This window comes from Micromonospora sp. NPDC048835, from assembly GCF_040649995.1.
Lineage (GTDB): Bacteria > Actinomycetota > Actinomycetes > Mycobacteriales > Micromonosporaceae > Micromonospora.
Genome location: NZ_JBEZGM010000025.1, coordinates 48065 through 66334 on the forward strand (window position 1 = coordinate 48065; position 18270 = coordinate 66334).

The following is an 18270-nucleotide window of genomic DNA, read 5'->3' on the forward strand; positions in this document are numbered from 1 at the left end:
TGTCCGGATCAGGAGGAGTAGCCGCGCTCGGCGATCCAGTTGGCGACCTTGGGCAGGCTCATCCAGTACTCGCCCAGGGCCGGGTCGGCCGGGTCGGCGACCCGGATCGTGTCGCCGCCGTCGCGGTAGCCGACCAGGGTCAGGTAGTGGCCGCCCTCGTACGAGTGCGGGTTGCCGTCGGTGTCCACGGTCGTGCCCTTGATGTTGGCCACCACCGGCCGGCCGGCGTCCACCGCGGTCAGCACGTCGCGGCGCAGCTGCTCGACCTGGTCGGGGCGGGCCACCGAGTCACGGATCTCGGTGGTCTTGTACTTGCCCCCGGTCAGCTCGTTGAGCACCCGGGTGGTGTCCAGGGCCGAGGGGGTGCCCGCCTCGGTGGTGCCCAGCAGTCGGGCCACCTCGTCCTGGGTAAGCGCCTTGCCCTGGGCGGACAACGCGATCCTGGTCGCGGCCGGGCCGCAGTAGTAGAAGTTCGGCTGGGCCTGGTAGTCGACTCCGAGGATCCGCTCGGCGTGTCGGTCGGTCTGGCTCGACGAGGCCGGGGCGGCAGGCGCCGGGGCGGCCTGCGCGGCCACCGCCGGTCCGAGGGCACAACCGCCGGCGACCAGCAGGCCGACGACGGACAGACCACTCTTCTGGACGATCGGGTTCATGGTCGAGTCTCCGTTCGGGGGTTGGCGCCTCCGACAGGCGGAGGGCGGCAGCACCGGGAATGGCGCTCGGCGCAACACGGGGGCCGACCGTCTGTGGTCTCGGCCCTGGGCGTACCGAGGGCGTAACCGCTCTGCTGCACGGAGAATTCCGCAGGCCGAGGGCACTGCGGCGCCCCCCGGACCCGAATCGGTCAGCGGGGACGTGCGGTCGGCTCAGAGGCTCCCGAGCAGCCTGGTCACGGTGATCTCGATGACCACGCGCTCCGGATTCGGACGTGGCGTCCGATACCGCTCGGCGTACCGCCGCTCTGCCTCCGCCACGGCGGCCGGGTCCGACCGCAGCACCGCGCGACCCTCGATGGTCAGCCAGCGGCGGCCATCCACGTGGCACACCGCCACCGGGGCGCCCGCCGCGCCGGCCGCCGCCACCTGGCGGGCCTTGCGGGAGGTGCCGGAGGTGATGACCCGGGCCAGCCCGGCCGTCGGGTCGAGAGTCACCCCGACCGGTACGACGTGCGGGGTGCCGTCCGTCCGCAGGGTGGTGAGCGTCGCGAGGTGTCGTTCCGCGCAAAAGGCGACAACACGCTCATCGTGCACGCTCAACTGGTGATTGCCCGCCATGCCCCGTCCCCTGTCCGCCGAACCAACTCGATCATGGCACGCGGCGGCGTGCCCGGTTCCGGTCCGGCGGGGCGTCCGGCTGACCGGGCAGCTGGCGACCCGCCGCCCGACGTTGGTGCACCAGCCGGGTCAGGTAGATCAACGCGGCGGCCAGTACCCCCATGTCATCCAGGTAGATCGGGTCCGGCAGCACGTCGACCGGGAAGATCGTATAGATCAGCGCCCCGTAGAAGGCGACCTTGCCGCCCGCACCGAGCCCGGTCAACATCCGCCGCGTACGCACCACCCGCACCGCGAGCACCACGGCACCGACAAGTGTGGCGAGCGCCAGGATGCCAGCGATCACCACGAGGACCCACGCCTGTCGGGACATGCCGTCACGCTAACCCACGCGACGCCGCGCGGCTCAGAACGCGGGCACCGTCGCCCGACCGCGAGCGGTCACCTTGTTCTCCCGGGTCTGCTCGACGTTGTCGCGGGTCGGTCGGGCGACCTCGCTCAGCGGCAGCACCGACGCCGACTCGGCAACCCGTCGGCCGGTCGCCGCGTGCGCCTCCTCGCGCAGACTGCGGGCGGCGGCCACCGCCACCTCCGCTGCCCGCCAGGTGGCCTGCTCCCGCTCGCGAGCTGCCGCGTGCCCGGCCGCCAGGTTGTCCCGGATCGCCCGCTGGAGCACCAGCTCCTGCTCGACCGGGTGCAGCCGCGGGTCCCACCCGGCGCGGTGCGCGAAGACGTCGCTGAGCTGCTCCACCGACAACTCCCGCCGCCAGTACGCATCCAACGCCGCCCGGTGCAGGTAGCGCTCGCGGTCCGCGTACTCGGCGGGCGTCCGGACGGTGTGCGGCAGCGGCATCGCGGCCGCCGCGTCGAGCCGTCGTACGCCAGCCTCGGCGGCCTCGTACGCCAGCCAGGCCGCCTCGACCGCCTCCTGCGCGGCCACCCACTCCGCCCGGCGGCGCTGCGCGGTGGTGGTCGCCCGCTCCGCCGCCACCGCGACCTCCTGCGCGTAGCGGCTCTGCTCCCGCTCCTCCTGCGCCTGCTCGAGGTGGCTCGGCATCGCCGCGCGGCGGATCCGGGCCCCCGGGTCGAAGCCGAACCGGCCGGGCCGCAGCAGCAGGGCGGAGACGGCGACTGCGACCACCCCCAGAAGGCTCAGCCAGATGACGGCGGCCCGGGAGAGGTCGGGCAGGACGGCGGAGAGGACGGTCTGCATGATCAGCACCTCGCGGTCGGATGCGGGTATCGACGGGCGGCAGGAGGGCGCGGCGGGCACCTGTCGGCCCGGTCAGGGGGCGTCCCGTCGACGGCGACTCAGGTGCCGAGCGGGATCAGCCGGGACCGGGCGCCGGGAATGGCCGGGCCTGGCTCAGCGGGCGGGCGGGCCGCGTCGCGCTGGAGTGTCACGACCGGGATCGATGGCCCGGAGGTGCACCGGGGCCGCCGCGACCGGACCGGTCGCCGTCGCGGTATCGACAGCGTCGGCCGGCGGTGCGGGCGCGGGCTGGGCGGCCCGCTCGATGGCCGGCCCGGCGTCGGGATGGACAGCTGCCACCCGGCTGCTCACGGCACTGGGCCGTAGCTGCGTGGGGGCCGGCGGTGGGGTCGCGGCGAGGGCGGCACCGAGGCCGACCGCGAGCACCAGCGCGGTGATCGCCAGACGGGTCAGCTCGCGCAGTGACCGCAGCACAGCCCACCGGGCTGGGCGGGCAGACGCTGCGGACGACACCCGACCAACCTATCGCCAGTCCTGGCCTACCGCAGCACGGCAACGGGCCGCGCTGGCGTGACCGCCACCACCATGCGCACTGTGGACGCCACCGGTCGGGCCCCGGGAACGGTGGTGCCCCCGACCGGATCAGCTCCGATCGGGGGCACCTCGCACAGTCCGGGTGGTGCCGCCGGTGCTGCGAGCCTGCCGACGGCGGACGTGGTCAGTTGCCGGTGCCGAGCACCGGCGGCGCGGCCCTGTCGTCGCCCTGCCACACCATCTCGTCCTCGGTCAGCCAGGTCAGTCGCTCGTCGGAGTCGTCGTCCTGAGTTCGACCCTGCCCGCCGAGCACGCCGGGACGACCGCTGCCCGACCCCGGCCGGGCGTTGCCACCGGTCACCGCGGCCCGGCCGCCACCACCGCGCTGGCCGTCGATGCTGCGCCCGACCGCGTTCGCGGCGCGGGTCTCCGTCGGGGTCGCGGCGCCGCCGGTCGGCCGAGGCGAGGTGGGAGCCGCGCTGCCCGAGCCCGCGAGCGCGCCGCTGCGCAACACTCCACCGGCCGGTGCCCCGCCCGGTGCTCCGTAGAGCAGGCCGGGGCCGGTGCTCGCCGCGGCGGGCGCACCGGCCGGCCCGGACAGGCCGATCAGCCCCGCGGCACCCCCGCCGAGCAGCGCGCCGCCGACAAGTGGGTCCGCCCCGGCGAGGGACGTGCCGCCCCCGTTTCCGGCGCCGATCGGGCCGGTGACGACGGCCGGGCTGCCGCCGGTGCCCGAGCCGACCTCGCCCGGATCCGAATCGCCGTCGGGCAGCCCGGCGACGCTGTCCGGTGTGGAGATCGTCGCGTTGCCGATGTGCCCGGTGTCAGTGCCGGTCCCGGGGCCGCTGGTCACCTTGGCGATGGCCGAGACACTCTGCGGCGTCGTCGGATCCTTGCGGGCGGTGGTCGGAGTATCCGGATCTGGCGGCGGCGGCTTGACCACGTGGTCGTAGGCGGAGAGGTCATAATTGCTGGCCAGGCCGGCCACCAGGTTGACCATCCGCTGGTGGGCCTTCTCCTGCTCGGCCTTGTCCTGCTGGTGACCCGCGATGCCCCCGACGATCAGACCGGTCAGACCGAAGGTCGCGCCACCCTTGATCGCGCCGGAGATGGCCTTGTCGTTGTCGTCGGTCTCCTCCGGGCTCTCGGCCTGCTTGTGGGCGGCACGCAGATGGTCGGCCATCATGGTCAACCCCTGCTTGATGCCGGCCATCCCCTCGCCCAGCGCGTTGCTGTGGGCGACGATGAAGCCGAGCCGCCGGTGGAACTCCTGGCCCGCCGGACCCGTCCAGGTGTTGGCGAGCTTGTCGAGATCACCGCTCAGCTCGCGGCCGAGGCCGTCGAGAATGCCCTTCAGCTCGGCCCACTGGGTGGCCACGCCCTCGATCTGCTCCGGCTCGCCCGCCATCAGGCCGTCATACAGCTGCTGGTGGCTCTGGCCCTGGTAGCGCTGGGTGTATTCAGACACGCCCGTCCTCCTTCGGCTGCAACGCCCGGTCGACCGGGGTCAGCGCGGCGGTGACATCGCCGGCGTTTGCCGCGTTACGCGCCTCGGCGGTGCGGTAGCTGCTCAGGATCGTGCTCGTCGCCTGTTGGGCCGCGAGCACCGCCTGCCGGACCCGTTCGGCGTGGTCCACGTAGGACTGGTGCACCTCGCTGTAGCGACGCGCGTTGTCGGTGGCGTCGAGGAACGAGCCCAGAGCAGGAGGGCTGCACTGCATCTCGGTGTTGAGCTTGCGCAGCACCGACTCGGCCTGGCTCAACCGCGTCGCCAGGTGCTCGTGGAAGTCCTCGAGGGACAACAGGTCGACTTCCGTACGCCCGGCCATGGCAACATCCCCGTCGTTCTGGTTGACAACCGTCAGCGACATCCAGGTTAGTCCACCAGTGCGACTCCGGGCGACCCGCCGAAGCGGCTCAGCCGTCGGCGCCCGTCGATTCCGTCGAACCCCCGCCGCCGGCCCCGCCGCTCGGCGTGGCGCCACCGGCCGGAGCCGACGGTGACGACGAGCCCGACGGTGACGACGAGCCCGACGGCGGTGCGACGGACGGCGAGCCCGAGGGCGGTGCCGCCGACGGGGAACTCGACCTCGGCGCCGCCGGCGGGGGTGCGGCCGGTGCCGGCGCGTCCGGCGCGAAGACGGCGAACGCGTCCTCGCGGTCCAGGGTCGGCCCGGTCGGAATCAGCGCGAGCAGGGAGCCGGGCACCGCCAGCGGCGTGACCCCGCCGTAGCCGAGCACGTCGAGCGTGGCCGCCGAGGCGAGCGGATACCTGATGCCCTGCGGGCTGATCAGGTAGATCGTCGCCCCGGCGGCCCCGGACCCGCTGGTCCCGGCACCTGGCGAGGCCTGCGCGACGACACCCTTCCCACCGGGCAGCAGCACCGCCTCGGCGGTGCGTACGGCGTCGCGCCGGGTCTGGCGCACCGGCACCAGACCCGGATCGCTGTCGGTCAACTCGGTCGGCACCCGGTCGAAGATTTCCAGGGTGGTGGTCGGTGGGCCGCCCGCGCTGCCCTTCCGGTACGTCGCGCAGAGCGTGGTCTGGCCGGGCTGGGCCGCGTAGAGGGCGGGCATCGTCGGCGGCACCCCCGCCTCCTCGATCCGCCGCTCCTCGAACGCCTCGCTGGCCTCGTTCGGGGTGATGTCGGTGATCCGACCGCCGTTGCTGACCAGCAGCAGCGCGGTGATCTCGCTAATCGACACGAGAGCGTCACGGGTCAGCACGTAGTGCCGCCCAGCGGCCTTGAACACCGAACCCACGTCGTACGACTGCCCCGCCACCCTGCGGCTGCTGGGCTCGCCCTCACCGGTCAGCGACGGCCTGCGCAGCGGTGGCCCGGCCGGCACGGCGTTGAGCAGTTGCTGTCCGATCTGGAGTCGCTGGGTGCCGGCCATCCGCAGTGCCGTGATCGTGCGGGCCGGATCGAGCAGTTGGAGTCGACTGTTGTTGGTGAGCAGGTACCGCTGGTCGTCCACCGAGACCAGCACGCCCTGGTCGCCGAGCGGCTTGCCGCCGGGCAGCGCACGGTCGATCACCAGCCGGGTGCTGGACCGCTGTCGGTCGACCGGGTCCGGCACGTCACAGACCGACCAGGGCAGCCCGGTCAGCGACTTGCGGTCGGGTAGGGCGTCAGGTGCCCCGACGATGCCGACGGTGACGCCGCGAGGCCGCTCTCGCAGGGACGCCTGGGACATCGTCCGCACCTCGGCACTCGCGTCGTTCAGGATGAGGCGCGCCGAGGTGTAGTTGAGCGTCGGGTGCAGCTTCCCGTCGATGAACACGTACGTCGCGCCGGTCTCCCGTTCGATGACCAGGGTCTTGTCGTCGAGCGGAGCCGAGCCGCCGGTCAACTGGCCGTACGCGCCCACCCCGCCGAGCACGATGGCTGCGGCGAGAACGCTGCCGAAGACGGCCATGCCGAGCCGTCGCATCGGCAGGTTCGTGGTCTCCGGATCGCCCGACAGCAGGGCCGAGACGATGCGGCGGGTGACGAAGCGGTACGCCTGCACCTGATCGCGGCGGGTCCGCATGACTTACCTCCGGCGGGGTGGATCCGCGACGATCAGGTCGAGGTGTCGTCGCGGGCTTCCCTACGATAAGGGGCCGACGGTGGTTCCTTGGGACCACCGCTGTTGGCCGGCACCGGACCGACCCGGCGCAGAGCCGTACCGTGCAGGAGGGACAGTCAGCGATGACGCAGGTTCAGGCGCCACCCGCCCGAGCGGTCACGGACCCTGTCGACGTTCCGACCCGGCCGGTGCCACCGGCGGAGCGACCCGCCCGTGGACGGGTCGGCCCCGTGCTCGTCGGGCAGCTCGTCGTGCTGGAGTTGTGCGCGGTCGGGGTCTGGGCGGCCACGGCCGGGCCCAGCTGGGTTCTCCCCGCGGCGGGCGCGGCGGCGCTGCTGGTCGTGCTTGCGGCCTTCGCGCGCCGGGGTGGCCGTTGGTGGTTCGAGGATCTGCTGTTGCGCCGACGGCTGCGGCGGCGCGCCGATCGCGCGTCGGCCGCGTTGAGCAGCGGCACGGCGACCGACCCGCGGTTGGCTGCGCTCGCCCCCGAGCTGAGCGTCATCGAGCTGACCGACCGGGGCACCCGGCTCGGCATCGGGCGCGACGACCAGGGCTGGTTCGCGGCCGTCGCCCTGCAGTCGGCCACCGGTGCGGCGGTCGGCTCCGTCGACGCCTCCGCGGTGGACCGTGCGCTGCGGGTGCTCGCGGACTTCAGCGCCCCGGTCTCCCGGACGCAGGTCGTCGCGCACACCCTCGTCTGGTACCCGGCACCCGGTGCGCCACCGGCGGCACACCGGACGGTCTGGGTGGCGGTGCGGCTCACCGTCCGCGACGCCCGGGTCGAGTCGGTGAGCCGGGGTGGCGGGCTGACCGGTGTGCACCGGACGGTGGCCGCCGGGGTCGGCCGGCTCGGTAAGGCGCTGACCTCGGCGGGGCTGGCCCATCGCCCGTTGGGCCGTGAGGAGCTGCGCGCGGCCATCGTCTCCGCCGCCGGTCTGGACCTGGTGCCGGAGGCGCCGGCCGAGAGCTGGGACGGGTTGCGCGGCGGCGGCTGGACGCACCGCTGCATGGCGTTGCGAGGCCGTTCCGACGCGCCGCTCGGTCCGCTCGTGGACGCGATCACCGCGACCTCGGCGCCGTCGCACACGGTGGCCGTGACCGTCTCGGGCGATGGCCGGGTGGCGGCGCCGCTGTTGCGGGTCGCGGCGATGGACAACCATGTCGAGGCCCTGGTCAAGGTGGTACGCGACGTCGCCGACCGGGTGGGCGCGTCCACCCGGCCGACGGACGGTCAGCACGCGCCCGGCGTCTACGCCACCGCCCCGGTCGCGTCGACGCTCGGTGTCTCCACCGGCCTGCGGTCGCACTGACCGGGGCGGCGGCGCGGCGCGGTCAGGGTCGGAGGTTGACGATCCAGCCGTAGAGGCCGCAGACCCAGAAGGCGAGCGGTACCAGCGCGATGATGAGCAGGATCTCCGCGATGTCGAGCAGCCGGCCCCAGACCGGCGAGATGCGCTTGCCGGCGACGGTCAGACCGTAGATCAGGCTGATCACGGCAGCGAGCACCAGCCCGCCCAGGATCAGGCCGAGCCGGACCGGCATCGACCCACCGGCGAAGGTGGTCGCGGCGGCCAGGCCCAGCCCCACGGTGCCGGCCAGCAGCACCGGGGTGCGCTGGGCCCGGCCCAGGAGGGGGCGGGCCCGCAGCAGCGAGAGCAGGGCCAGCACCAGGCACAGCAGCACCGCTGGCAGGCGGCCGTCCAGGGCCAGCACGATCTGGGCGCCGAGCACCAGGAGCGAGACGGTCCACAGCAGGCCGGTCAGGAACTGGTCGGCGCGCTCGCTCTGCTGGAGCACCTGCCGACCGTCCACCGACTCACTGTCGGTCTTCAGGTCCTCGGGACCGGTCGGGATCGACGGCACCGGCAGCCGGGCCAGCCGGTAGGCCATCATCGGCAGTGCCGGCACCACGCCGAACGCGACCGCCGCGACCACCGCGGCGGAGGCCGCCGCGTCCAGACCGAACACCAGGCAGAGCACCGCGCCCAGGCCGGTCGCGGCCGCGACCCCGATCGCCGCGAAGAAGAGCGGGTATCGGTCGCCGACCGCCAGCACGGCCACCGCGCCGGCCACCACCGCGGCGGTCGCCGCGAGCAGGACATGCGGACTGGCCAGCTCGGTCAGCGATCGATCGCCGGCGAGCAGCAACAGGCCGCCGGTGGCCGCGTGCACCAGACCGACCAGGGCCAGCACCGCGCCGATGCCGCTGTCACCGGCGGCCCTGGAGAGCACCGCGGCGCCCACCAGCAGCGCCACCGCGACCAGCAGCGCGGCCAACGCGCCGGGTAGATGCGGCGGGCCGGCGAAGAGCGCGGCAAGCGCGCCGGCACCGAGCGCCGCTGCCGCGAAGACCACCGCGAAGGATCGGGTCGCCCCGGTCTGCCAGGCGCCGGGGCGCTGGTTGGTGGCGGTGGCGACCGCGTCCACCACGTCGTCGAAGACGATCTCCGGGGCCGCGTCGGACCGAGGATTGAAGTAGAGCACCTCGCCGTCGCGGACGCTGAGCTGCGCGGCGGTACGACCACCGTCGAGGGGTGCACCGCCCAACCGGGACAGTGCCCAGCCGCCGTGGCGCGCGCCCTCGTCGGCCATGTCCTCGCCGGCGTAGCGCAGCAGGGTGGGGAGCAGGTCGGCCATCGGCACGTCCGACGGCAGCGCCAGGTCCATTCGGGTACGCGGGGCCACGATGGTGATCCGGCTCAGCCCACCGGTCGCCGTCTTCGTCGCCACAGTGGCCTCCAGGTGTGCGTCTGTGATCGGCTGGCTGTGATGCTGCGGTCCGGGTCCACCGCGCACACGGCAGATTACCTACGATGACGGGCACGTACGATGCCCACCCGCGGGCGGTGTGCCGCGGCCGCACGTCATCAGGGCCGCTTCTGGGGAGGAGACAGCCGTGAGCACGGTGGTGTTCCGCCGGCTCCCGCGTCAGCCGGGGCCGGCCTTACCGCGCGGCGAGGTGCTGCTGGAATCGCCTCCCGAGCTGCCCGAGCCGACACCGCGTGGGATGGGGCAGCTGCTCATGATCCTGCCGATGTTCTGCGGGGTCGGAGCCATGGCGTTCCTCTACGCCGGCAAGGGCGGCGGCATGATGACGTACGTCGCCGGTGGGTTGTTCGGTGTCTCGATGCTCGGGATGGCGATCGGCTCGCTGGCCAACAACGGTGGCAAGGACAAGGCCGAGCTGAACGCCGATCGCCGCGACTACATGCGCTACCTGGCGCAGATGCGCAAGCGCACCCGGCGCGCCGCGGAGCAGCAGCGCGCCGCGATGGCGTGGCGGCACCCGGAGCCCGACGCGCTCTGGTCGATCGCCGCCTCCCGACGACTCTGGGAACGGCGGATCACCGAGGACGACTTCGGCGAGACCCGGATCGCCCTCGGCCCGCAGCGGCTCGCCGTGGAGATCGTTCCACCGGAGACGAAGCCGGTGGAGGACCTGGAGCCGATGAGCGCCATCGCGCTGCGCCGCTTCGTCCGTGCACACTCCACGGTGCCGGAGCTGCCGACGGCGCTGTCGGTGCGCGCGTTCAGCCGGGTGGTGCTGCGCGGGGACCGCGAGCCCGTGCTGGACCTGACCCGGGCGGCACTCGGCCAGCTGGCGACCTTCCACGCCCCGGACGACCTGGTGATCGCGGTGGTCGCCGCACCGGACCGGCAGTCGTCCTGGGGCTGGGTGAAGTGGCTGCCACACGCCCACCACAGCGGTCGTACCGACGCGGCCGGCGCGCGTCGGCTGGTCTTCGCCAGCCTGGCCGAGGCCGAGGCGGCGCTCAACGCCGAGCTGGCCGGGCGGCCCCGGTTCGCGCCGGAGGCAAAGCCGCTGACCACGGCCCCGCACCTGGTCGTGGTGATCGACGGCGGCGAGATCTCACCGACCTGCCAACTGGTGGGGCCGGGGTTGCTCGGTGCCACCGTGATCGACCTGTCCGGGACGGTGCCGCGCGACGCCGGCCGCTGGCTGCTCTGCCTCGACGTGGGCGACGGCAACGAGCTGGATCTGGTCCGCGGCAGCTCGTCGTCGACGCTGGGGCGGCCCGACCGGCTCAGCGCCGAGGCCGCCGAGGGGTTGGCCCGACAGATCGCCCCGTTCCGGCTCTCCCAGCAGCAGACCGGCGGCGACGAGCCGCTGGCCCGCAGCACCGAGCTTCCGGACCTGCTCGGTGTCGGTGACGCGGCGGCGGTGGACGTGCAGAACACCTGGCGTCCGCGCGGTCACCGCGACCGGCTGCGCATCCCGCTCGGCGTCGGTCCGGACGGCAACGTGGTCGAGCTCGACTTCAAGGAGTCGGCGCACGAGGGCATGGGCCCGCACGGTCTGGTGATCGGCGCGACCGGGTCCGGCAAGAGCGAGCTGCTGCGTACGGTGGTGGCCGCGTTGGCGGTGACCCACTCGTCCGAGGAGCTCAACTTCGTCCTGGTGGACTTCAAGGGCGGCGCGACCTTCGCCTCGCTGGAGGCGCTGCCGCACACCAGCGCGGTGATCACCAACCTGGCCGACGAGCTGCCGCTCGTCGACCGGATGCGCGACGCGCTCGCCGGCGAGATGGTGCGCCGGCAGGAGCTGCTGCGGGCGGCGGGCAACTACGTCTCCCGCTTCGAGTACGAGAAGGCGCGTTCGGCCGGTGAGCCGCTGGCGCCGATGCCCAGCCTGTTGATCATCTGTGACGAGTTCAGCGAGCTGCTCGCCGCCAAACCGGACTTCATCGACCTGTTCGTCATGATCGGCCGGCTGGGTCGGTCCCTCGGCGTGCACCTGCTGCTGGCCAGCCAGCGCCTGGAGGAGGGCAAGCTGCGGGGCCTCGACACGCACCTGTCGTACCGGATCGGTCTGCGCACGTTCTCCGCGGTGGAGAGCCGGATCGTGCTCGGTGTGCCGGACGCGTACGAGCTGCCGAACGCGCCGGGTCACGGCTATCTGAAGACGGACACCAGCACCATGCTGCGGTTCCGGGCCGCGTACGTGTCGGGGGCGTACCGGGCACCGGGGCAGCAGGCTTCCGCCTCGCAGGCGCTGGTGCAGCGGCGGATCGTGCCGTACGGCCTCGACTTCGTTCCGGTGCAGGTCCCGCAGGTGCCGGTGGACACCGCTCCGGAGCCGGAGCAGCCGGCCGACGGCAAGGCCGTGGCGATGCTCGACGTGCTCATCGACCAGCTCAAGGGTCGAGGCCGTCCGGCCCACCAGGTCTGGCTGCCGCCGCTTGCCGACCCGCCGGGCCTGGGGGAGTTGCTCGGCCCGCTGGCCGTCGACCCGACCTACGGGCTGTGCACCGCGTCCTGGCCCGGGCGTGGCCGGCTGACCGTGCCGGTCGGCGTGGTGGACCGCCCGTACGAGCAGCGCCGCGACCCGATGATGGTCGAGCTGGCCGGCGCCGGCGGCAACGTGGTAATCGTTGGTCGGTCGCTGAGTGGCAAGAGCACGATGCTGCGGACGCTGCTCGCCTCGCTGGCGCTCACGCACACGCCGCGGGAGGTGCAGTTCTTCTGCCTGGACTTCGGCGGGGGCGCGCTGCGCAGCATGGAGCGGTTGCCGCACCTGGCCGGGGTGGCCGGCCGACGCGACGTCGAGGCGGTCCGCCGGACGGTCGCCGAGGTGGTCGCGGTGCTTGACGACCGGGAGAGTCGCTTCGCCCAGCACGGCATCGACTCGGTGGCGAGTTACCGCCGTCGCCGGGCCGCCGGCGAGTTCGCGGACGACCCGTTCGGCGACGTGTTCCTGGTGGTGGACGGGTGGAACACGCTGCGCCAGGAGTACGAGGAGTTGGAGCAGACGATCACCACGTTGGCCAACCGGGGCCTCGGCTTCGGCGTACACGTGGTGCTCACCGCCGTGCGGTGGGCGGAGATCCGGATCAACATGCGGGACCTGCTCGGCACCAAGTTGGAGCTGCGCCTCGGCGACGCGTCGGAGTCCGAGATCGACCGCCGGGCGGCGAACAACGTGCCGGACAAGTCGCCGGGTCGGGGTTTGACCCGGGACAAGCTGCACTTCCTCACCGCCATCTCGCGGATCGACGGTCGGCGCGACATCGAGGATCTGAGCGAGGCCTCGCTGTCCCTGGCCGGGCACGTGGCGGCGAACTGGCCTGGTCGCCCGGCACCGAAGGTGCGCTTGTTGCCGCGCCGTTTGCCGGTGGCCGAGCTGGCCCGGATCATCGACAGGTCGGCACCCGGTCTGCCGATCGGTGTCAACGAGTCGGCACTCGCGCCGGTCTACCTGGATCTGGCCAACGAGCCGCACCTGACGGTCTTCGGTGACGCGGAGTGCGGCAAGACCAACCTGCTGCGCCTGATCGCCCGGGGGATCACCGAGCGGTACACGCCGGCGCAGGCCCGGCTGGTGATCGCCGACTACCGGCGTGGCCTGCTGGGGGCGGTGGAGGGTGACCACCTGCTCGACTACGCCCCGTCGAACCAGGCGTTCGCCCAGGGGCTGGGGTCGATCCGTACCGCGCTGTCCAACCGGCTGCCCGGCCCGGACGTGACCACCGCCCAGCTGCGTGATCGGAGCTGGTGGAAGGGTCCGGACCTGTACATCCTGGTGGACGACTACGACCTGGTGGCCTCCGGCGGCAGCAACCCGCTCAGCGCCCTCCAGGAGTTGTTGCCGCAGGCCCGCGACATCGGTCTGCACCTGGTCATCACGCGCCGCGTCGGTGGCGTGTCCAGGGCGCTGTACGAGCCGGTGTTGCAACGGCTGCGCGAGTTGGACTCGCCGGGCCTGCTGATGTCCGGTAACCGGGAGGAGGGCACGGTCTTCGGCACGTTGCGACCGAGCCCGCAGCCGCCCGGTCGGGGCACCCTGGTCCGCCGGCGCGACGGCCAGCAGTTGATTCAGACCGCTTGGTCCGAGCCGGCCTGAGCGCGGTCGGCCGTTCGGTAGGGGGTGGTGGGGCCGTCTCGGCCCGATTCACCACCATCCATCGAACGTCACCGGTCAGGGCTGCGGGGCCTGGACAGGTTCCGCTACGGTCTTCACAGGAGTGTCCGTCGGTGGGGTGTTGCTGCCTTGCCGCGGGGGAGGGGTGCGGCGAAGCCGCCACCACATTAGACGGAAGGGTGTGAAGCATGGCGTTCGAGGTCGAAGCTGCGACTCTGCATACCGCCGCGAGTGACGTGCGGTCCACGCGCAGCGAGGTCGACGGCGAGCTGAAGAAGCTGTGGAACGTGGTCGACGACCTGGCCATCGCGTGGAAGGGTCAGGCGTCCACGGGTTTCCAGTCGCTGATGACGCGTTGGAGCGAAGACACGAGCAAGCTGCTGACGGCGATGGACAACATCGCTGACCTGCTTGACAAGTCGGGTACGACGCACGAGGTCAACGACCAGGATCAGCAGCAGATGCTGGACAAGTTCCACGCTGCTCTCAACCCGTGATCTGCAGCCGGCAGAGGAGGAAATCGTGACGATCAAAGTTGACTATGCGGTCCTCGAGAGCAGCAACCAGCAGATGCAGGCCATCTCGAAGACACTCGAGGAGAAGCTCGACACGCTGCGGTCGATGCTGACCAAGCTGCACTGGGACGGCGAGGACCGGGTCGCCTACGAGCAGCACCAGGCGAAGTGGGATGCGGCGGTCCAGGACATCAACCGGATCCTGAACGAGATCGGCGGTGCCGTCGGCATCGCCCGCGAAAACTACCTCACCACGGAGATGAGCAACTCCAAGGTGTGGAGCTGAGGCTTTCGCCCGTGCGGCTCCGGTCCGGTTCGTCCGGCCCGGAGCCGCTCTGCGTTGGCGCAGGCGAAGGCACCGCGCAGGGCGTGAGCACCGCGTAGGGCGGTGCGGCGGCGCTCAGCCGGCAGTCGGTGCGTCCGTGCGTCGACCCGGGCGCCAGGCGCGTCGGCGACCCAGGGCCATGATCGGTCGCGCTACCAGCAGCAGCACGGCGAGCAGCCCTCCGATCACCGCCGCCCAGATCGCGGCGGGGCGCTGCCAGCTCAGCGGGTCGTCGGCGACGGCGGGTGCCGGGAGGGCGCTGGCGGGTGCGTTGGCCCGGGTGCCGAGCAGGCTCGACACGGCCCGGTACGGGTTGACCATCCCGTGGCCGATGTCGGCGTTCTGACCCTCGGGTGGGTTGTCCGCGGTGCGCTTGAGCCGATCCGCGACCTGCTGCGGACTGAGGTTGGGGTAGGCGGCCCGGACCAGCGCGGCCACGCCCGACACGTACGCTGCCGCGTAGCTGGTGCCGCCCTCCGGCACGGTGCGGTAGCCGGTGTTTCCGGGCGCCGGCCCGACGATGTTCATGCCCGGTGCGGCGATGTCGACGTAGTCGCCGCTGATCGAGGTGCCGACGTGGCTCCCCTGCTCGTCCACCCCACCGACCGCGATCACCCCCGGGTACGCGGCCGGGTAACCCGGCAGGCTCTGCGAGTCTTCCTTCCGGTTGCCGGCGGCGGCGACGAGCACCACCCCGTTGGCGAGTGCGCGCTCGACGGCTGCGGTCAGCTCGGGGCGGGGGATCGTGGTCAGGGACAGGTTGATCACGTCGGCGCCCTGGTCGACGGCCCAGTCGATGGCCGCGGCGACCTGCCCGGGGAGCTGCGGGTTGTTGACCTCGCCGAGCTGCGGCAGGACCCGGATCGGCAGGATGCGGGCGGCCGGGGCGATGCCGCTGAAGGGGACGACGGTGCCTTCCCGGCCCGCGATGATGCCGGCGATCAGGGTGCCGTGCCCGGCCTCGTCGCACTGGCCCTTGCGGGCCGTCAGGCCGTTGAAGTCGCGGCCGTCGAGCACCTGCCCCTTGAGGAGCGGGTGGGCGGCGGAGACTCCGGAGTCGATCACGGCCACCGTGACCCCGGCGCCCCGCGACAGCGGCCACGCCGAGGAGGGCTCGAGCCGGCGTAGCGCCCACGGTGTCTGGGTCAGGCTGTCGGGGCCCGTCGGGCCGCAGAGGGGTGGTGCGGCGGTCGCGGGTGCGGGTGCCACCAGGCCGGCGCCGAGCAGGGTCGCCAGCGCTCCACTGAGGACACCGCGAAGGGCACGTCGGGACGGGGTCGCGCTCAACGGCGGGCATTCGCGCACAAGCAAAGGTTACCGCCGGGACGGTCGGTCAGCCGCCCCCGGTGACGGGGGGTCAGGCCCGTGGGTCCGTCTTCGCGGTGGGGGTGTCGGCGAAGAGCGCGAGCAGGTCGCCGACCTGCCGGTCGGCTTCGGCGGGGTGCCGGAACCGGCCGGCCGGGTTCAGGGTGTATTCGTTCCGTCGCCCGACCCGGGTGCGGTGCAGGTAGCCGCCGGCCTCCAGGTCGGCCACGATGGCCTGCGCGGCCCGTTCGGTCACGCCGACCTCGGCCGCGACGTCGCGCAGCCGGGCGGTCGGGTCGCGGGCGATGGCCAGCAGGACGTGCCCGTGGTTGGTGAGGAACGTCCAGTTCCGCCCGTTGGTGTCGCCCGTCACCGTGTTCGCCATCGTGTCGACCGCCTTCCGGATGTCCGCCTGCCCTCGCGGAAGTGTGGTCCGCCCCGCCCCGGCACGGTCGGCCAGGGGGCGGCCGGAGTCAACGTATGAAATCTAAATCACGCATACCTTGACGCATCTTACGGTGCGTGTGACGGTGGAGCACGAGCCAGCGCCCGCCGCCCGGCCGACGGAAAGCCGGTTTGAGCAGGTCAAATGCGTGGAGACGAGGTGCGGGATGAGTCAAACTGGAAGCTCCGGCGGTCAGCCGGGTTCGCAGCGGACCACCGACCGGGAGTCCGCGCCAGGCGAGCCGACGCGGGCGTACGCCGAGTTGGTCGCCGGCAACCGGCGCTTCGTCGACGGCGCCCCCCGCCACCCCAACCAGGATGCCGGTCACCGGGCAGCCGTGGCCGACGGGCAACACCCGTTCGCGGTGATCGTCGGCTGCTCCGACTCCCGGTTGGCCGCCGAGATCATCTTTGACCGTGGGCTTGGCGACCTGTTCGTGGTGCGCACCGCCGGGCACACCGCCGGCCCCGAGGTGCTCGGCAGCGTCGAGTACGCGGTGACCGTGCTCGGCACTCCGCTGGTGGTCGTGCTGGGCCACGACTCGTGCGGCGCGGTGCAGGCCGCCCGGGAGTCCGCGGCGACCGGTACCGCACCGAGTGGCCACCTGCGCGCGGTGGTCGACGCCGTGCTGCCCAGCCTGCGCCGGGCCGAGGCCCAGGGCGTGACCGACATCGACGGGATCGTCGACGTCCACATCGCACAGACCGTCGAGACGCTCATCGAGCAGTCCCCGGTGCTTGCCGACCAGGTGGCGCGAGGGCGGTGCGCAGTGGTGGGAATGTCCTACCGGCTGGCCGCCGGAGCGGTGCGACCGGTGGCCGCCGTGCCGGCCGGCTTCGCGAGCGTGGACGCCCCGGGCGGATCGCCGGAGTCGACCGACCCGGCCGCTGCTGCCGCCGTCTGACGCGTCGAGGGCCGCTCCGCATCGTGCGGAACGGCCCTCGGACGGGGTTCGTGCGGATCAGAGCAGCGACATGTGTACGTGGTCGGTGTGGTTCGACGGCCCGCTGTACGAACTCCAACCGGTGGCCGGGAACCAGATCTGTCGGTTCCAGATCACGTAGTAGATGCCGAGCCGGTCGGCGTTACGGATGAGGAACGCGGCGACGTTGTTGCCGTACGTCCGGGTGTCGTTGTTGTGCCACGGGGAGAATCCGCTCTTCTGGAGCGACCAGTCGCAGGCGCGGCCCTTCGGGTGCTCCCATGGCCCGCCGGGCCGGTAGCAGCCGACGAACCGCTTGAAGCCGGCGGCCCTGACCTCCTTGTACGCGTGCAACGTGCGCGGCGTGATGCAGCCGGAGGTGGTCGGGTCCTTCTCGCTGCACGACTGTGGCTTCCAGTCGCCGTCGGCGGTGCGACCCGGGCCGATCTTCGCGATCTTGGAGGTGGCGTCCACCAGACCGCCGGTGAAGCCCTTCCCGCCGACGAGGGCGAGCGCCTTGTCGGCCTCGCTCTTTCGCTTCGCCATCAGGGCGGTCTGCTTCTGCTGCTCGCGGACCTCGGTGTCGAGGGCCAGCTTGGCCTGCTCGGCGCGGGCCTTCACCTCGTTGACCTCGGAGAGCTTCTTCTCGTTGACCATGTTCATCTCGTCGAGCATCCCGGCGCGCCGGACGAACGAGTCGGGCGCTTCGCTCTCCAGCAGCATCGCGACCGCGCCGATCCGGCCGGTCCGGTACGCCTGAGCGGCGATCTGCCCGACCTGCGGGGCCAGCGCGTCCAGGTCGGCCCTGGCCCGGTTGACCTCGGCGGCCAACTCACCCTGCCGCTTCTTGGACTTGTCCAGCTTGGACTTGGCGGCGGAGTAGTCGCGGTTGGCCTGCTCGATGACGTCGTTGAGCAGCTTGGGCTCGCTGTCCTCCTCGTGCCCGGACGGCGTGGGGTTCGCCGGGGCGGCGTGCGCCGGGAACGGCCCGGCGAACACGGTGAGTGCGGCGATCACGGCCACCACGGGTGTCATCCAGCGGCGTAGGGGTGCCGTCACAATGTTCCCTTCCGTCGACCGCCGACCGGGTTAGCTGACGGGTTCGGGGCGGAAGTGGCCCCTACCGCTGGCGCGGATTCACCCCAGGTGCCTGGGTCCCCGGCTCGCCGGTTGGCGATTGGGCGGTGGCACCGCAGGCGCCGCTTCGCGCCTTCATCGGTAACCGGCAGCGAGGTTACCCGAGAGTCGACCGGGTGAGCTACGCCTGGATGCCGACCAAAAGCG

Annotated in this window: 17 protein-coding genes and 1 riboswitch; of the genes, 5 read left to right on the plus strand and 12 right to left on the minus strand. The window is 72.5% G+C overall.

Going from position 1 to position 18270, the window contains the following annotated elements:
* Positions 1–8: 8 nt before the first annotated feature.
* The 8 genes from AB0C15_RS25415 to eccB all read right to left on the minus strand — a co-directional run bounded on the left by AB0C15_RS25415 (position 9) and on the right by eccB (position 6555).
* Positions 9–653, minus strand: coding sequence for a C39 family peptidase (locus AB0C15_RS25415; RefSeq protein ID WP_357355884.1), 645 nt, complete (start codon positions 651–653; stop codon positions 9–11).
* Positions 654–866: 213 nt separating this feature from the next.
* Positions 867–1274, minus strand: a complete 408-nt coding sequence (locus AB0C15_RS25420; RefSeq protein ID WP_357355886.1) for a TIGR03618 family F420-dependent PPOX class oxidoreductase — start codon at positions 1272–1274, stop codon at positions 867–869.
* 31 nt (positions 1275–1305) lie between these two features.
* Positions 1306–1647, minus strand: a complete 342-nt coding sequence (locus AB0C15_RS25425) for a YkvA family protein (RefSeq protein ID WP_357355888.1) — start codon at positions 1645–1647, stop codon at positions 1306–1308.
* 33 nt (positions 1648–1680) lie between these two features.
* Positions 1681–2487 (minus strand): hypothetical protein, encoded by an 807-nt coding sequence (locus AB0C15_RS25430; RefSeq protein ID WP_357355890.1) that lies wholly within the window; start codon positions 2485–2487, stop codon positions 1681–1683.
* 153 nt (positions 2488–2640) lie between these two features.
* Complete coding sequence (locus AB0C15_RS25435) at positions 2641–3000, minus strand: hypothetical protein (RefSeq protein WP_357355892.1); 360 nt, start codon at positions 2998–3000, stop codon at positions 2641–2643.
* 205 nt (positions 3001–3205) lie between these two features.
* Positions 3206–4489 carry a hypothetical protein gene (locus tag AB0C15_RS25440; protein ID WP_357355894.1) on the minus strand — a complete coding sequence of 428 codons (1284 nt, stop codon included), beginning with the start codon at positions 4487–4489 and terminating at the stop codon, positions 3206–3208.
* A complete protein-coding gene (locus AB0C15_RS25445; protein ID WP_357355896.1) occupies positions 4482–4892 on the minus strand; it encodes a hypothetical protein in 411 nt (136 codons plus the stop codon). The genes AB0C15_RS25440 and AB0C15_RS25445 overlap by 8 nt, the downstream gene beginning before the upstream one ends.
* A gap of 46 nt (positions 4893–4938) precedes the next feature.
* Positions 4939–6555 (minus strand): type VII secretion protein EccB, encoded by a 1617-nt coding sequence (gene eccB, locus AB0C15_RS25450; protein WP_357355898.1) that lies wholly within the window; start codon positions 6553–6555, stop codon positions 4939–4941.
* Positions 6556–6716: 161 nt separating this feature from the next.
* Here eccB and AB0C15_RS25455 point away from each other — a divergent pair, with 161 nt between their 5' ends.
* Positions 6717–7904: a type VII secretion protein EccE gene (locus AB0C15_RS25455; protein WP_357355900.1), complete on the plus strand. Its 1188-nt coding sequence runs from the start codon at positions 6717–6719 to the stop codon at positions 7902–7904.
* Between the two features lie 22 nt (positions 7905–7926).
* On the opposite strand, the gene eccD is transcribed toward AB0C15_RS25455, so the two are convergent.
* Positions 7927–9324, minus strand: coding sequence for a type VII secretion integral membrane protein EccD (eccD, locus tag AB0C15_RS25460; RefSeq protein ID WP_357355901.1), 1398 nt, complete (start codon positions 9322–9324; stop codon positions 7927–7929).
* Between the two features lie 166 nt (positions 9325–9490).
* On the opposite strand from eccD, the gene eccCa reads away from it, so the two are divergent.
* The 3 genes from eccCa (at position 9491) to AB0C15_RS25475 (ending at position 14275) form a co-directional block, all read left to right on the plus strand.
* Positions 9491–13456, plus strand: a complete 3966-nt coding sequence (eccCa, locus tag AB0C15_RS25465; RefSeq protein ID WP_357355903.1) for a type VII secretion protein EccCa — start codon at positions 9491–9493, stop codon at positions 13454–13456.
* A 206-nt stretch (positions 13457–13662) separates the two neighbouring features.
* Positions 13663–13971: a WXG100 family type VII secretion target gene (locus tag AB0C15_RS25470; protein WP_357355905.1), complete on the plus strand. Its 309-nt coding sequence runs from the start codon at positions 13663–13665 to the stop codon at positions 13969–13971.
* A gap of 25 nt (positions 13972–13996) precedes the next feature.
* A complete protein-coding gene (locus tag AB0C15_RS25475) occupies positions 13997–14275 on the plus strand; it encodes a WXG100 family type VII secretion target (protein WP_357355907.1) in 279 nt (92 codons plus the stop codon).
* A gap of 114 nt (positions 14276–14389) precedes the next feature.
* On the opposite strand, the gene mycP is transcribed toward AB0C15_RS25475, so the two are convergent.
* Both mycP and AB0C15_RS25485 read right to left on the minus strand, forming a co-directional pair.
* Positions 14390–15619, minus strand: a complete 1230-nt coding sequence (gene mycP / locus AB0C15_RS25480; RefSeq protein ID WP_357355909.1) for a type VII secretion-associated serine protease mycosin — start codon at positions 15617–15619, stop codon at positions 14390–14392.
* A gap of 52 nt (positions 15620–15671) precedes the next feature.
* Entirely contained in the window at positions 15672–16004 is a 333-nt protein-coding gene (locus AB0C15_RS25485; protein ID WP_357355911.1) for a MarR family winged helix-turn-helix transcriptional regulator, read from the minus strand.
* Between the two features lie 226 nt (positions 16005–16230).
* Between AB0C15_RS25485 and AB0C15_RS25490 the strand changes: the two genes are divergently transcribed.
* Positions 16231–16968 (plus strand): carbonic anhydrase, encoded by a 738-nt coding sequence (locus AB0C15_RS25490; protein WP_357355913.1) that lies wholly within the window; start codon positions 16231–16233, stop codon positions 16966–16968.
* Between the two features lie 57 nt (positions 16969–17025).
* Here the strand turns inward: AB0C15_RS25490 and AB0C15_RS25495 are convergent, their stop codons facing one another.
* Positions 17026–18045, minus strand: coding sequence for a hypothetical protein (locus AB0C15_RS25495; RefSeq protein WP_357355915.1), 1020 nt, complete (start codon positions 18043–18045; stop codon positions 17026–17028).
* Positions 18046–18049: 4 nt separating this feature from the next.
* A riboswitch (cyclic di-AMP (ydaO/yuaA leader) is annotated at positions 18050–18180 on the minus strand.
* Positions 18181–18270: the final 90 nt, after the last annotated feature.

Excerpts from the sequence above, each read along its gene's own strand:
- AB0C15_RS25470 (WP_357355905.1), top strand. The coding sequence starts at position 13,663 with ATGGCGTTCGAGGTCGAAGCTGCGACTCTGCATACCGCCGCGAGTGAC.
- AB0C15_RS25445 (WP_357355896.1), bottom strand. The coding sequence starts at position 4,892 with ATGTCGCTGACGGTTGTCAACCAGAACGACGGGGATGTTGCCATGGCC.
- AB0C15_RS25455 (WP_357355900.1), top strand. The coding sequence starts at position 6,717 with ATGACGCAGGTTCAGGCGCCACCCGCCCGAGCGGTCACGGACCCTGTC.
- AB0C15_RS25430 (WP_357355890.1), bottom strand. The coding sequence starts at position 2,487 with ATGCAGACCGTCCTCTCCGCCGTCCTGCCCGACCTCTCCCGGGCCGCC.
- AB0C15_RS25425 (WP_357355888.1), bottom strand. The coding sequence starts at position 1,647 with ATGTCCCGACAGGCGTGGGTCCTCGTGGTGATCGCTGGCATCCTGGCG.
- AB0C15_RS25490 (WP_357355913.1), top strand. The coding sequence starts at position 16,231 with ATGAGTCAAACTGGAAGCTCCGGCGGTCAGCCGGGTTCGCAGCGGACC.
- AB0C15_RS25420 (WP_357355886.1), bottom strand. The coding sequence starts at position 1,274 with ATGGCGGGCAATCACCAGTTGAGCGTGCACGATGAGCGTGTTGTCGCC.
- eccB (WP_357355898.1), bottom strand. The coding sequence starts at position 6,555 with ATGCGGACCCGCCGCGATCAGGTGCAGGCGTACCGCTTCGTCACCCGC.
- AB0C15_RS25415 (WP_357355884.1), bottom strand. The coding sequence starts at position 653 with ATGAACCCGATCGTCCAGAAGAGTGGTCTGTCCGTCGTCGGCCTGCTG.
- AB0C15_RS25485 (WP_357355911.1), bottom strand. The coding sequence starts at position 16,004 with ATGGCGAACACGGTGACGGGCGACACCAACGGGCGGAACTGGACGTTC.